The 15,430-nt window shown below is 37.6% G+C and carries 5 protein-coding genes and 2 pseudogenes; 6 read left to right on the forward strand and 1 reads right to left on the reverse strand.

The annotated features are described in order from the left end of the window. Positions 1-122 precede the first annotated feature (122 nt). The 3 genes and pseudogenes from imm45 to O3746_RS06570 all read left to right on the forward strand — a co-directional run. Positions 123-464 (forward strand): Imm45 family immunity protein, encoded by a 342-nt coding sequence (gene imm45 / locus O3746_RS06560; protein ID WP_049373792.1) that lies wholly within the window; start codon positions 123-125, stop codon positions 462-464. Positions 465-646: 182 nt separating this feature from the next. Further along, a complete protein-coding gene (locus tag O3746_RS06565) occupies positions 647-2,422 on the forward strand; it encodes a ShlB/FhaC/HecB family hemolysin secretion/activation protein (protein WP_193452033.1) in 1,776 nt (591 codons plus the stop codon). 70 nt (positions 2,423-2,492) lie between these two features. Next, positions 2,493-10,238, forward strand: a pseudogene (locus O3746_RS06570) (hemagglutinin repeat-containing protein); the annotation flags it as partial. A gap of 1,691 nt (positions 10,239-11,929) precedes the next feature. Here the strand turns inward: O3746_RS06570 and purT are convergent. Next, positions 11,930-12,070: pseudogene (gene purT / locus O3746_RS06575) on the reverse strand (phosphoribosylglycinamide formyltransferase 2); the annotation flags it as partial. A 256-nt stretch (positions 12,071-12,326) separates the two neighbouring features. On the opposite strand from purT, the gene O3746_RS06580 reads away from it, so the two are divergent. The 3 genes from O3746_RS06580 to O3746_RS06590 form a co-directional block, all read left to right on the forward strand. Further along, positions 12,327-14,465 (forward strand): polymorphic toxin-type HINT domain-containing protein, encoded by a 2,139-nt coding sequence (locus O3746_RS06580; RefSeq protein WP_371448205.1) that lies wholly within the window; start codon positions 12,327-12,329, stop codon positions 14,463-14,465. 1 nt (position 14,466) lies between these two features. After that, positions 14,467-14,778, forward strand: a complete 312-nt coding sequence (locus O3746_RS06585) for a hypothetical protein (protein ID WP_290915879.1) — start codon at positions 14,467-14,469, stop codon at positions 14,776-14,778. 173 nt (positions 14,779-14,951) lie between these two features. Beyond that, positions 14,952-15,430: ankyrin repeat domain-containing protein (locus tag O3746_RS06590; RefSeq protein WP_371448208.1), on the forward strand; the 479-nt coding region annotated here is incomplete at its 3' end.

Consider the following 15,430-nt stretch of genomic DNA (forward strand, 5'->3'; position numbering starts at 1 on the left):
GTTTTTTAGTTTAAAAATATGGGGCTCTCTATTTGTTTTATTTTTATTAATATATTCTTTAGGTGATAATAAATATTAATGGCTTACTGATGATGCAAGAATGAGATGATTAAGGTATGACAATGTTTTATTTATTAGAAGAATATGAAGATGAATTGTTATGGTCTGGAGATATATTTAGAGTTTTTATCCAGAATAAGGGGGAGAATTATTACACAGATCGAGTCGTGGACTTTATCATCTTTGAAACAGAGGATGTTGATAGACCGCTAGGGTTGCTATCTATATCTGGTTATAAGGCTGGAAAAATAGCGTTCATCTTTCCTAAAGAAGCTTTTAAAAAAGATGCGATTTATTCTTTAGATAAGAATTGGATAGAAAAAAACATATATGATTATTTATATCTAAACAAAGAGTGTGACAAAGTTTTTATATCAAAAAATGATTCAATACTTCCATTCTAATGTCTAGATTAAACTTACATAAAATAAATCGTTGGATATAAAGTGTGGTCAATTTTCAAAGAGTTTTAAAACCTCTTAAAAACTGACCGCACTTTTTTATTGAGAATATGAGTTTATAGAATTTTAAAACAAGTTTTGATATCATATCGCAGATTTATCAATAACTTAATCTCTGAAGTATAATGAAGAACTTATCTCGCTCTTTTCTTTCTAGTTTATTATTTATTTCCTCTTTCGCGTTGGCGGCGCCAAGCTCACCAAATGCAGATGTAGAAAAACAAATCGATGCCAAACAACAGAGGCAACAAGCTGAACAAGATGCGGCTATTTTAGCCCAGCAAACGCAATCCGCGAATGTGCGTTTAGAGGGTGAAAAAGAAGCCTCTCGTGGCTTTCCACAGAATGAAGCACAATGTTTTCCTATCAATCAATTGGTGCTGACCGATTATCAAGCTGAAGAAGAAAATTCATCAGCCTCTTCCCTTAAATTAATCCAACCAAGCCGATTCTCTTGGGCATTAAAGTCAGTTTATGCTGAGCGTGATTTTGCGCTGCCGGCTTGTATTGGCTCGGAGGGGATTAATGTCTTACTTCGCCGTATTCAAAATCGTTTAATTGATTTTGGTTATGTCACGACACGCGTGGTGGTGGAGCCACAGGATTTACGTTCAGGTATGCTCGTACTCACTGTGATTCCGGGTAAAGTAGGTCGTATTCAATTACAAGACCAAAGTGCGATTCCGTTTGCCACCCGTGGTACCTTATGGTTTGCCATGCCAATGGCGCAGGGGGATATATTAAATATTCGCAATATTGAACAAGGTTTAGAAAACTTAAAACGTGTACCGAGTGCTGATGCGAATATGGAGCTTGTGCCAACGGATGCAGTAGGTGAAACAGACGTGGTGATTGCTTATAAGCAAAGCTTACCTTTTCATTTAACCTTAGGATTAGATGATTCAGGCAGTAAAGCTACGGGTCGTTTACAAGGTTCAGCTACGTTTTCTTGGGATAACGTGCTAACACTTAATGATATGTTCTATATCAGTGGTACACGTAGCTTTAAACGTGATAGCGATGATGCGGAAGGCGATTATGGCAGTAAAAATGTCAGTCTCTATTATTCCATTCCTTGGAAGAACTATCTCTTAACGCTTTCCGGTTCAAAATATTCTTATCACCAAACGGTAGCGGGCGCATTTGAGTCTTACACCTATTCGGGTGAAAGCCAACAAATGAAAGCGAATTTAAGTCGCTTATTAACTCGTGGAAGTCTTCATAAAACCTATGTGAATGCCGCGTTATGGACGAAAAAATCGCATAACTACATCAATGACACCGAAATTGAAGTGCAACGTCGTCGTACCGCTGGTTGGGAAGTGGGACTTAATCACACCCAATACATTGGCGAAACAGTGTTACAACTGTTTGCGAACTATAAACGTGGTACGGGTGGGAATAAAGCCTTACCTGCTCCGGAAGAGGAATTTGGTGAAGGCACTTCTCGCATGCAGATTTTTACTGCAGGCATTGATTTTACCTATCCTTTCACTATCGGCAATCAACCTTTCCGCTTTAACACCAGCTGGAGTGGACAATGGAACGGTACACCTTTAACACAACAAGATAAATTTAGTATTGGTGGTCGTTATACCGTGCGAGGGTTTGATGGCGAGCTATCACTTTCTGGTGAAAAAGGTTGGTTATGGCGAAATGAGTTGGGTTGGGATATTGCCAATAAAGGACATGAGCTTTATTTAGGGATTGACCGAGGTAAGGTGCATTCTAGTCAAGAAGAGCTTCAAATTGGTGATAGCTTAATGGGTGGTGCAATTGGACTTCGCGGTAAATTATGGGGCATTAACTATGATTATTTTGTGGGCGTCCCAATTAAAAAACCGGAAGGATTTAGAACCAGTCATGTGACAACCGGATTTAATGTGAGCTACCGTTTTTAATGCTCACGCTTTTAGATGAATAAATTGATTAAAACCAAACAGAATTTAAAACTTTAAAGGAAATTAAAAAATGAATAAACGTCATTATAAAGTGATTTTTAGCCGTGTATTAAACCAGCTTGTGGTGGTCTCTGAGTTGGCAAAATCTCAAGGTAAAGCGCAAAGTGAAAATGTGAGCTCAGAACAAGAAAAAACAGGATTGTTTTCAACCGCACTTTCACTTAATCCTATTCATTTTAGCTTAATGTTGGCATTAGGCTTTGTCTTCTTATCGCCTTCTGTTCATGCAGAAGATATGGCAATTCGTGCTGATAAATCTGCACCAGGTAATCAACAACCTACCGTACTTCAAACCGGCAATGGTTTACCGCAGGTAAATATTCAAACACCAAGTGCAGGTGGGGTATCACGTAACCAATATTCACAATTTGATGTGGCAGAAAAAGGCGCTGTGTTAAACAATGCCCGCAAAGCAGCCCAAACGCAAATGGCAGGATGGGTGCAAGGTAACCCGAATCTTGCTCGCGGTGAAGCGAAAGTCATTCTTAACGAGGTCAATTCAGCGAATCCAAGCCGTTTAAAAGGTTATGTAGAAGTCGCAGGCAAAAAAGCAGATGTGGTGATTGCCAACCCAAGCGGTATCCAATGTGATGGTTGTGGTGTGATTAATGCTGGACGTACCACGCTGACAACCGGTAAAGCTGATGTAGAAAATGGTGAGTTGAAAGGCTATCGCGTAAAAGGCGGTAAGGTGACTGTTGGCCAAAAAGGGATGGATAACAGCCAATCTGATTACACCGATATTATCGCTGAGAAAGCGGAAATCAATGGTGGTGTTTGGTCGAAGAAAGGCATTAAAGTTACCACTGGTAAAAACAACGTTGACCGCACCAATGATTCAGTTGTGTATGTGGGCGATAAAATCACCGATAAAACCGACCACACTTCCGATACCCAAGGCGAAAACCAAAGCTACAGTGTGGATGTGAGCCAATTAGGTGGGATGTATGCTGAAAAAATCCATTTAGTGGATAACGGCCAAGGTCTTGGTGTACGCAATGCGGGGCATATTGGTGCATCAGCGGGTGATGTGAAGATTGATAGTCAAGGACGTATTGTTAATGAAGGGGTAATTAGCGCAACTTACCAAGCTGATCTTAATGCAGAAAAGGTTATTGAAAATAAAGGTAAAGTTGAAACTAAACAGGGGAATGTTGCATTGCGCTCACAAACTCGAGTAGAGCAGCATGGTTCAATTGTTTCACATCAAGGGGGGAGCTTTGTTCAAGCTAAGGATAAAGTTACTCAAACCGGTGAAACTGTTGCTAAGGGCGATATTCAGTATCAGGCAAAAAATATTGAAGTAAAAAGTGGTGCTTTAGTTGCTGCTGGCGTTACGGTACAGGATACTACGCAAGGTGAGATTCGTTCTCTAGATACTCAACATGCACAAGGTGCAAATCTTACTCTTTCAGCTGAAAAGACCATTTCATCCAAAGCAAAACATCTAGCGAGTGGTGAGATTAATGTGAGAGCGGAAATGGTTGATTTATCTGATAGTCAATTAAGTGGAGATCGCATCGCTCTCCAATCTGCTCAATCAGCTTTAAATCTGAATAAAACAACGCTATATAGCGAAGGAAAAACAACATTAAGCAACCCAAATCTTATTTCAACTGAAAATGCACATTTGAATGCTGATCATTTTGTGGTGGATAGTGTTCAACTTAATAATCATCAGGGCAGTTGGATTCAACGTGGCGCCGAAGCTTTTGCATTAAATGTACAAAAGGGATTAGACAATACTGAAGGAAAAATTGTCGCAGAAGGTACGCTTTCTGTTCAAACGCCATTAATTCAAAATAATCAAGGTGTGATTTGGTCAAATCAAGGTGTGAAACTTAACACAAATGCAGGACATATAGAGTCTCAATCTGGTTATTTATTTGGAAAAAATAGTCTTGATATTAGTACTTCAACCTTGAATAACCAAAAAGGTGAAATGTTAGGTGGACAGGTTTTATTGGCTGCACAGCAAGTTAATAATGAGGAAGGGAAGTTAATTGTCGGAAATCGCGCAGATTTATCAGTTAATCAATTTAATAATCAGCGTGGTATTGTTTATAACCAAGGTGAACTATCATTAAAGACAGAAAATTTACACAACCAAGATGGCATTATTTCATCTGTTTCTCGTGCGACATTGCTTGCAAATGATTTAAATAACCTTAAAGGAGTGATTCAGGGAGAGTCTGATTTAACGATTCAAACCCAAAATTTGAATAATACACAAGGTGATATTTCAGCGAAAACAGCAGCGATTTCTTCTGCTGCAATAAATAATGCACAAGGTGTAATTTCATCTCAGGATTTAACATTATCTGGTACAAATTTAAATAACAAAGGTGGCATTGTTCAAAGTGTGAATGCAACATTAAATTTGACCAAGATGGATAACCAGTCTGAAGGTGATAAAGGCTCTTTGGTTAGTGCAACAAATCGTTTAGTGTTAAATGTTACAAATGTAAATAATAAAAATACAAAAGCTAAACAAGATACCCCTACTCAAGGTATTCAAACAACTAATTTAGTAATAAATGCAGAGCATATTGAAAACCAATCTGGTGGTATTTATGCAGGAAAATCAGCAAATATTACAGTTAATCAATCTCTTGATAACCAACAAGGTGAGATTTTATCGGCTGGTCGAGTTGATATTGTAAATCCAGATTTAACCTTGGTTGTAAATAATGCACTAGGAAAAATTGAATCGGTGATTGGCACAACATTACAAGCCAAAACATTAGCGGATGAAGGTTCGATTAGAACAAAAGGTGATTTGGGTATTGAGTTAAATGATAGCTTTACGCTTAATAAAGCCTTTGGTGTAGGTAATAATCTTACTTTTAAAACAAAAGGTGATTTTGTTAATAATTCTAACCTTGTGGTAGGTAATTCAGCATCAGTTGAAGGCGCGACTATTCAAAATAATGCTAATGCAGAAATTTCCTCGATAAACACTCGCATTCAAGCCAATAAACTGGATAACTTTGGTTTAATAGATGGTGACACCACAGTGATTAAAGCCAATGATGTCAATAATATCGGTACTGCACGTATTTATGGTAGTCATCTTGCCATTCAAGCAAATAATTTAAATAATCTTGAGAACTCTGACGGAACAGCAGCGACTATCGCTGCTCGCGAGAGACTTGATTTAGGTGTTGGTAATCTAGTAAACCGTAATCATTCACTTATTATGAGTTTAGGTGATATCTATATTGGTGGGAAGTTGAATGAAAATAATCAAGCAACTGGTTATGCAAATAGCATTGATAACGGTAGTGCAACCATTGAAGCTTTAGGAAGTGGTTGGATTAAAACAAATCGTCTGCTAAACCACGATTTACATTTAAGGTTAGGACATAAATATACTAAAAATCATTTTGTTACTTATTCCCCATTTGATAGTAGTGCGACTTATTATAGTAATGAAGGAGAAAAAGGTGAGGGTTATTTAGATCATGTTAATAATAGTCGTCATAATAGCAATCAATATTTTCGTTTCAATGATGGACGTAAAGCTGTGGCAGCTCGAAATTGGCTGAAACAAGATTACATTCGAACCACAGATACTAATACCATTGAACACCAAGATCCCAGTAAATTGCTTATCGGGCAATCTTTACATTTGGAAGGGGGGGAGTATACGAATAAACACTCTCGAATTGTGATTGGTGACACCTTATATTTAGCGGATAAGGCGATTAAGGAACCCGTCAGTACAGTAAGTCAAGGATTACTAAAACTGAGTAATATTGATGTTGATGGTGAAATTCATCGTCGAGATATCGGTTTGAAAAAAGATATTAAAAAAGAACATCGTCATCATGGTTCGAGAGGTAAAAAAGTTTGGGCTGTGTATGGAGGAGATGAACAAAAAATTGACCGCCTCTTACCTGTCGAACCGTTCAAATTTGGGCTGGAACTTTTAAAAATAGGTGAGCCGGTGGAGTCTACTGGCATAATTGTTGGGGATAAATCAGATTTCCAAGGCATTTCATTAGCGGAGAAAACACCTTTAAATACAGATTTAAATGTTCACCGCGTTAATCTAGAAGCAATCACGTCTGGAGTGATGAAAAATAAAGATAACCTTGATATCAAAACGCATTTACCAGATATTTCATTGCCACAGGCAAGCCTTTATAAAATCAACCCTGAGGTATCAGGACAGTTTTTGGTTGAAACAGATCCGCGTTTTACACAGAAATCTAAATGGCTCAGTTCTGATTATATGTTCAAACAGTTGCGCAATGATCCACAAAATATGCTTAAACGTTTGGGCGATGGTTTTTATGAACAACGTTTAGTAAACGAACAAATTAATCAGCTCACTGGTAGACGTTTTCTAGAAAATTACTCTTCCGATTATGACCAATATAAAGCCTTGATGGATAACGGGGCATACTACGCCCAAAAAATGAATTTAGTACCAGGCGTTGCTTTGACATCTTCTCAGATGAAAGAGTTAACTTCTGATATGGTTTGGATGGTAAAACGTGAAGTGACTTTAAAAGATGGTTCTAAGAAAGAAGTATTAGTGCCACAGGTTTACGTTGTTGGACGTAATACCGATATTGATAGTCGAGGTGCAGTGATTTCTGCCAATGATGTCATTATGAATATCAAAGGTGATGTACAAAATAGTGGCGTAATTTCTGGACGTAATCTAACAGGCTTAGCCGCAAATAATATTGAGAACTTAGGTGGTCGCTTACAGGGTCGAGAACTTTATTTGGTAGCTAAAAATATGCTCAATAATCTTGGTGGAGAGTTAAATGCAACAGATCATTTAGTTGCTCAAGGAAAGCATATTAATATTGAAAGTACCACGAGTGAAACAGAAAACACACCTGATTTTTACCAAAAATCACTAACACAACAAGCATCTGTAAAGGTTGGCAATGATAACAAAAAAGGCAGTGCTAGCTTTATTGCGACTGAAAATATTACTGTAAAAGGTGCAAATGTAGATGTGAATGGAAATGTGGTTTTCTCTGCAGGTAAAGCATTGAATTTTGGTACGGTAGAAACTGAAAATAAAGAGCATTACGTACCAAATGCAGATAATTACTATAAGCTTGATCAAAAACAAGAAGTTGGCAGTCAGTTAAATGTTACAGGAAATCTTGATGCTGTAGGTAAAAGTGCGGTTGAAATGCGAGGTGTTTCGGTAACCAGTAATGGCACCATGAATGTACTTTCTGACGGTAATATCAATATTCAAGAAGCACGTTATAAAGAGCAGTTGTCGAGTGCATCCAAAAGTAAATCTAGAGGTTTAACAAGCTCAACGACAGAAGTTTATCGACATAAACACGATTATGATGTTGCGGAAGCCTCAAATTTAGATGCAGATAAGATTTATCTTCATTCAAGCAAAGGTAATGTCACTATTCAGGGCTCAAATGTGGCTGCAGGTAATGGCTTGACGGTGAAGGGTAAGAATATTGATATTCGTGAGGCTGAGAACCGAGTTTACTCTGATGATTTTTATAGCAAGAAAAAATCAGGGATGCTAGGTGCTGGTATAGGGGTTGCTTTTGGTACCCAAAAACAAACCACGGAAAGTGACCAAACTAAGCTTTATGCCCAAAGTAGTCAAGTTGGTAGCCTCAAGGGTAATACTACAATGATTGCTGAGCAATCATACGCACAAACAGCGAGTACTGTGAAAGCGATAGAAGGTGATGTAAATATTCTAGCTCAAAAAGCTGAAATTAAAGCAGCAGATAATAAATATGAAACGAATACTAAGCAAACTTTTCAGCAAAAAGGCGTTACTATTTCCTTAAGTTCTCCAGTGATTTCAGCTATTCAGGGAGTCGCTAAATCAGCTGAAATGATAGGGAAAAGTAAACATGCTCGAGTAAATGCAATGACAGCAGCGAATAGCGCATATAACGTGGTTCAAGCAGGCCAAGCTCTAGGTGAGTTAGCTGGTGCGGCTAGTGGTGCTGGGCAAGCCGCTGGTGGTTCTACGGGGCTCAAAATTTCAATCACTTATGGTCAACAACAAAGTGAATCCAGAACACATACTGTGGGTAATACTGCTGCTAAGTCTCAAGTCAATGCTGGCGGTAAAGTGAATATCATCGCTACAGGAGCGGGTAAAGCATCAAATATTGATGTTGTTGGATCTGATATATGGGGAAAACAAGGAACAACTTTAATTGCTGATAATCAAGTAAATATCAAAGCAGCAGAGCAAACACATCAAGAGCGTAGTACTAACAAATCCAGTGGATTTAACGCTGGGGTTGCTATTGATATTGGAAAAGGTGTTTCAGCTGGATTAACTGTAGGTGGAAACTATGGTAAAGGTTATGGTAATGGTGATGAAACTACATATGTAGCAAGTCATGTAGGTGATATTCAAAGTAAAACCGTGATTCAGGCAGGTGGAGATGCTAATGTAATTGGTTCAGGGATCCAAGGAAAACGAGTAGAGCTTCGTGCTGAAAACCTCAATATTGAGAGCTTGCAAAATAAAGCAAGCTATGATGGAAAACAAATGAACGTAAATGGTTCGATAACAGTTGGTTATGGTTTTTCTGCTGAGGGTGGTTATAGTAAGTCTAAAATAAATTCAAACCATGCATCTGTGAATGAACAGGCTGGAATTTATTCAGGTGATGAAGGCTATGATGTGAATGTAAAAAATCATACAGATTTAAAAGGTGCGATCATTACTTCAACTCAACAAGCTGAAAGCTCAGGATTAAATCAATTTAGTACTGGTACATTAAGCCATAGTGATATTGAAAACCACTCATCTTATAAAGGTTCTTCAATAGGTATATCAGCTAAGGGAGCTGCAAAAGGCGGATGGACTGGTCAAGAGAAAAATGGTATTTCTGGTAGTGTAGGTTATGGCCGCGAAAGTGATAATCAAAATAGCGTGACTAAAAGCGGTATCAATACTCAAAATATTGAAATTCGTAATGAAAATGCACAACAGGCACTTACAGGGCAATCTATCACTGAGACACTTGCAGCAATTAAAACCAATATCAGTACTGATAATGCAGAAAGTCAAAGTGGTAAATTAGAAAATCGTTTTGATAAGAATGCCTTACAAAAAGAACTGAATATACAGGTGGAGGCAACAAAAGGATTTGTTCAAACTGCGAGTGCTGCTGGGAATGCAATTGCAAATAAATTAGATGAAGAAGCTGTTGCCAAACAACGTGAAGCACAAGCTGCTCAAGAAGAGGCTGACCGTGTGTATAAAGCTAACCCAAGCAAAGAAAATGAAGCTGCATTAAATACGGCGAATCAAAATCTGATAACGGCTAATAATGAAGCGGACAAGTGGCAAACTGGAGGAGAATATAAGCGAAAAATTGATGGTGCCATGAATGCCATTTCTGCAGCATTGGGTGGTTTGCCAGCAGCGGGTATTGCTACCTCCGCAATTTCGCCAGAAATAAATCATCAAATTAAGCTAGCCACTGAGGGTAGCCCTATGGCTAATAAGGTTGCCCATGCAGTTTGGGGCGCGGTGGAGGCTTACTCCGCAAATCAAAATGCTGCAGCGGGAGCTGGTGGTGCTTTAGCGGGCGAGGTGATGGCTGATGTAATTGCAAAAGAGCTTTATGGTAAAAAGCCGAACCAACTTAATCGAGAGGAGAAAGAGGTCGTATCTTCTGTTAGTCAAGCAGCCGGTGCTTTAGTGGGTGGTATGGCAGCAAATAGTAGTCAAGGAATTGGTGTAGGATTAACTACAACTAAGAATGCAGTGGAGAATAATTATCTTTCTAAGGATGATTGGGATAATTATCGCAAAGACCTTCAAAATTGCCAAGGAAATAAACAGTGTCAAATGGATATTAATAAAAAATATGCAAAACTTGACTCTGAAAAACATGCTGATTTAGTGGCAGCTTGTAAATTAGGCGGAAGTTCTTCTAAATGTCAAACAATGTCTGAAGAAGCTAGAGATGGTGTTGACTATGCTGTACAAGAATTTTATAAACCGATGTTTGATGGGCGCAATGAATTATGGTTAAGGCAGCGTATAGAGCAAGGTTATTCCGATAGTAAAAAAGAACCAAGTGTTGCACTTTTAGGTGATGAGTCACTTAATAATTTAAATGACATGGCTAAGAATCCTAAAGTTTTAAAAAAATTAAAATCTGATGAGAATTTACGGAAAGAATTTATTGATGCAGTGGATGAATCAACATTAGCAGTTAGAATGGAAAAAAGCAATGCGTATGAGTTTGGAGAAGGGCTTTCAAAGTACAAGAATTTGGTTGATCTTACTGATCTCACAGGTGGTTATAAATACTTTAACCGAGAAATTCCTCTCGAATCGGTATACCCTGAAGCTTTCATTGCTCCTTTTGCCCTGAGGGGAGCGCAAGCAATATCTTCAGCTGAAGGATTAATTGTTCAAGGCACCTCAAAAGTATTGCCTAGAGTAGGCATGGTTGCAGAGAAATATCCTTTACTTTCTGAATTAGTTGTTTCTGGAGTTATAAATACAGGATATCAACTGTCATCAAAGAAAGAATTTAGTGGGGATGACTTATTAAAAGCAGAATTATCTACATTGTTCAATAGAAACAAATCTCTAGGCCAACAAACCGCAATTAATATAGGGCTTAATGTTATGGCCACAACAAAACCAGAGGATTATGGTTGGAATGCAATCAGTGCTGTTACTGGAACCTTAGGTTCAGCTGCAGTATCTAATGGATTGTCGAAAGTAAATATATCGCCTTCGATAAATAAAATGGTTGTTCCCACTGGTTCAGCTATTACAAGTGAATATTTAGGTGATGCAGAAAAACTGAAACAATACTACAGATTTCTCGAGGAAAAATATGCTAAATAAGCTTAGGAAAAATTCATGGTTTAGCAATCTAGTGTTATTTTCTTTTTTATATTTATTATTTATATCTAGAGATATAATTTTTTCTCTATTTATATATTTTAAATTTAATGAAGTATATTGGAATTCAGATGCATTTAAAGAGGCATTGAGTCCGACACTGGCTATGTATTTACCTCTTAGTTTTCTTGATTTTGCAATAAAATTTCATAAGAGAACCAAAGATAAAAAACATTAGAAATATATCAAGAATGATTTATTTATAGGTTATTCTCTGTTCGTATTTATATTGTTCAAATTTATTGTGAGGTTTGGAAGTGTATCTATGAAGTGTGTTATTGGTGTATTGTCATTTAACTTATATGATTTTTCTAGATAATCACTATTAATAGTGATTATCAATTCTTATATCTAAAAACTGAGAGTCAGTGTTTAATTTTTGCTGTTAGCTCCTTTAGTAGCTTGTAGGCTGTTTGGTATTTAAATAAACTATAATTTAAAATACTGAAGTATAAAGTGCGGTCAATTTTCAAAGCGTTTTAAAATCTCTCAAAATTGACCGCACTTTTGTATTTTCAACGATACTTATGCTAAGTAAACTTTATTTATAATTTCAAATCCAACTTCGCGTAAGCGCGCTCTACTTTTTCTAATGCTTTTTCCACAGAAATATCACGAGCGAGTAAGACACCTAAACGGCGATGGCCATTGACTTCGCCCTTACCGAAAATGCGAATATTACTATTAAACCTAAAGCCAGCATTGGTGTATAGTAAAGATTAAGATAGCCAATCTAGCACAACAAAAAGTGGTATTAATACACAAAATATCATTATTAAAGATGAAGCAGAGCAATTAAAACGTACAGGTAAAACGGTACAAGAAGAGATTGCGGCGATTAAAACCGATATCACTACAGAGAGTGCACCAAGTCAAAGTGGCAAATTAGAGAATCGTTTTAATAAAGATGATGTTCAAAAAGAGCTTGATTTCCAACGTGAGGTGACAGAGAAATTTGGACCAAATGTCGCGGAAGCAGGAAGTTTGCTTGCTAATAAATTTGGCGAAGAAGCGAAAGCGAAACGTAATGAAGCCGCAATTGCGTTAGAAGAAGCAGAAAAAGCCAAGGCAGAAAACAACAACGAAACGAACCAAGCTTTAGTAAAACAAGCACGAGATAATTTTGAGACAGCGAGTCGCGAAGCCAAAGAATGGGAAACGGGTGGAAGTCAACGTCTTGTCATTGATTCAGCATTAAATGTTATCAGCACCGCTTTAGCCGGCAGACCGGCAGCGGAGGTGGTGGCTTCAGGATTATCACCTGCGGTAAATAATCAAATTAAGAAAGCGACGACAGATGCAAAAGGCAATGTGAATACGGCTCTTAATTTGACTGCTCATGCACTTTGGGGCGCGGTAGAGGCTTATGCGGGCAATCGTAATGTTGCTGCGGGTGCGGCGGGTGCTGCGGGCGGAGAGGCTGCGGCTCATTTCCTTGCCTCGACACTTTATGATAAATCACCTGAAAAGCTTAGCGAAGAAGAAAAACGTACCGTATCGTCTTTAAGCCAAGTAGCAGCAGGTATTGTTGGTGGTAGTTTATCAGATAGCTCTGATGGAGCGATTATTGCAGCTAAAACAGCGAAAAGTGCGGTAGAGAATAATGGCATGGCAGATGATGTTCATCCTAGTGATGAGCGTAAGCAAAACATTGAAATGTATGCCAAGGTTTTATTCAATGGAGATGAGGATAAAGCTAAAGAATATCAAGAAGGTCTAGAGCTTGCAGAGGCTCAGGGTCAAATTGATAGTATTAAAGACACAGCGGATGCGGTTGTTAATTTAGATGATACCGTAGTGTCTTTATGGGAAGCAATCTCAAATCCAGGGAAGACCTATAATAATGTTGTGGTCTCGTTGAAAGATTGGGATGAGGCTTATGCGCTTGCTCTTCAAGAGAATCCAAAACTCGCGGGAGAAATGCAAGGTTACCGCCAAGGCAAAATGAAAGGTGTTTCGACTGGAGGCGTGGTTCTAAGTGGTGCTGGATTGGGGATAGCTAAGTCTATTGCCAAATTAAAAAATGGCACGATTGATGTAGCCCATTCCAGTGTTAATGTTGCGAAGATAAAACCTAAAACCTGTTCTTTCCGTGGTGACATGGAAGTGAAAACCGAACAGGGGTATAAACCGATTCAATCCATTAAAGTGGGCGACAAAGTTTATGCGAAAAATGAACTGACAGGACAAATGACCTATCAGCGTGTACAAGCGCACTACAACAACCCGTATGATTTTACGGTATATGTAGAAGTGATTGATGAACAAGGCAAACACCAAACCATTGTTTCAAACAAAATTCATCCATTCTTTACCCAGGTAAATCAAGGTGAGCTAGTACCGAGTTCTGAGGGGCATCACTACAACGGAGAAATCCAAAACGCTCAGTGGGTAGATGCACAAAATCTGAAAGCGGGTTATAAACTGCTATCAGAACATAACCAATGGCAGACGGTAAAAAGTGTTAGCATCAAGGCTGAGAAGTTAAGTGCGTATAACTTGACAGTTGAAAATGACCATACTTACTTCATTAAAGGATCTAATAGTTATTCTGATGGGGTTTGGGTGCATAATAACTGTTGGAATAGCTTACCGGCAGATGCAGTCCGTACTGGTAAAACAACACCTGATGGAAGACCTTTATATACCTTTAAAGATAATACAGGTAAGCAGGTAACGGCTTATAAAGGTAAAGATGAGCGTTATTATGATCCTAAGGTTTATCCGCCAGAAAAACCAACAGATACTTCGGCTAAATCTGTTATTTTTCATCCAAATAGAGAGGGGAAATTATCCTATGAAAAAGCAGACTATCATGGGGTAGTAGACAATCCTGTGAAATCAAAAGCTCCTAAAAATGGGCAAAATGCATTAGATAATTCTTTTATTATAAAAGATTCTTCAACTCGTAGAATTGGGGTAGATAAATCTACAGGAGAAATAGTTATATTTGATGAAACATACCCGAGTTCAGGAATATATCATGGGCATGTTAGAAAATGGGATGATTTAAATCAGGAAATGAAAAATAAATTAATAACAGAAGGGTTATTTAAATCTAATGGAAAAAAAGGTAAATAGTATGAAATATATGGATCCTAAATATTGTTCTTTTACACTTGATACGGTGGAGAATTGTTGCAATCTTATTTTAAATATTGTGCTATATTCGGTAGATAGAGATATCGCAGAAAAAATAGTTTTAGATAACCTTGATTCATCAATAGATGAATTAAAATATACATCAATAATATCAGTAGGACATATAGTTAGAATTGATAAAAGAATTTCCTTTGATATTATCAATAAACTAGAGTTATTAAAAAATAGTGGTCAGTTTTTAGGCGCGATAAGTGATGTTTTTGACGATATAAATTTATTTTGTGATAAGTAAATAGGAAACGTAGCTTGATGGAGATGTTTGTAGTGATACACTAATTTCGAAGTGGTTTAGATTGGAAAATCGTTCGGTGAATCGTAGTCATAAAGATGAAATGCCGGGAAATGGTAAAATTCAAAAAATTAAAGATGATATGGAATTGTTTTTAAAACAAAGAGAAAACTAATATGGCAAATTTATATGAAGAATATAAAGATGACCCTAAGATGCTTGTTGCGATATCAGATAGAGAGGGAAATATCGCAATGCTGGAGGATATTTTCTTTATAAGTAAAAAGTTAGATATTCACTATGTATCGGCAGACAAATGGAATTGGCTACACCAGTGTAATTTAATTTTTGCGGCTCCGTTGTCGGTTGTGGAGTTTTATATAAAACATGGAGTGGAGATTAATGCGCAAGATATGTACGGAATGACTCCTTTGCATTATGCATTACAAAGTAAAAATGCTGAGGCGGCGATAGCGTTGCTCAAAGCAGGAGCAAATCCTAATTTACCGAACCAAGATGGTTTAATCCCTTTGTCTATGATTGGATATATCCCAGAGAGATTGGATGTTTTAGAGCTTATGCTTCAAAAAGGGGCAAATGTGCATTACTTAGTAAATGAGGATGAAACCATTCTTGAAAGTTATAAACCTACAGC

This window comes from Haemophilus sp. 27098_8_127, assembly GCF_041433495.1.
GTDB lineage: Bacteria > Pseudomonadota > Gammaproteobacteria > Enterobacterales > Pasteurellaceae > Haemophilus_D.

Excerpts from the sequence above, each read along its gene's own strand:
- imm45 (WP_049373792.1), top strand. The coding sequence starts at position 123 with ATGTTTTATTTATTAGAAGAATATGAAGATGAATTGTTATGGTCTGGA.
- O3746_RS06565 (WP_193452033.1), top strand. The coding sequence starts at position 647 with ATGAAGAACTTATCTCGCTCTTTTCTTTCTAGTTTATTATTTATTTCC.
- O3746_RS06585 (WP_290915879.1), top strand. The coding sequence starts at position 14,467 with ATGAAATATATGGATCCTAAATATTGTTCTTTTACACTTGATACGGTG.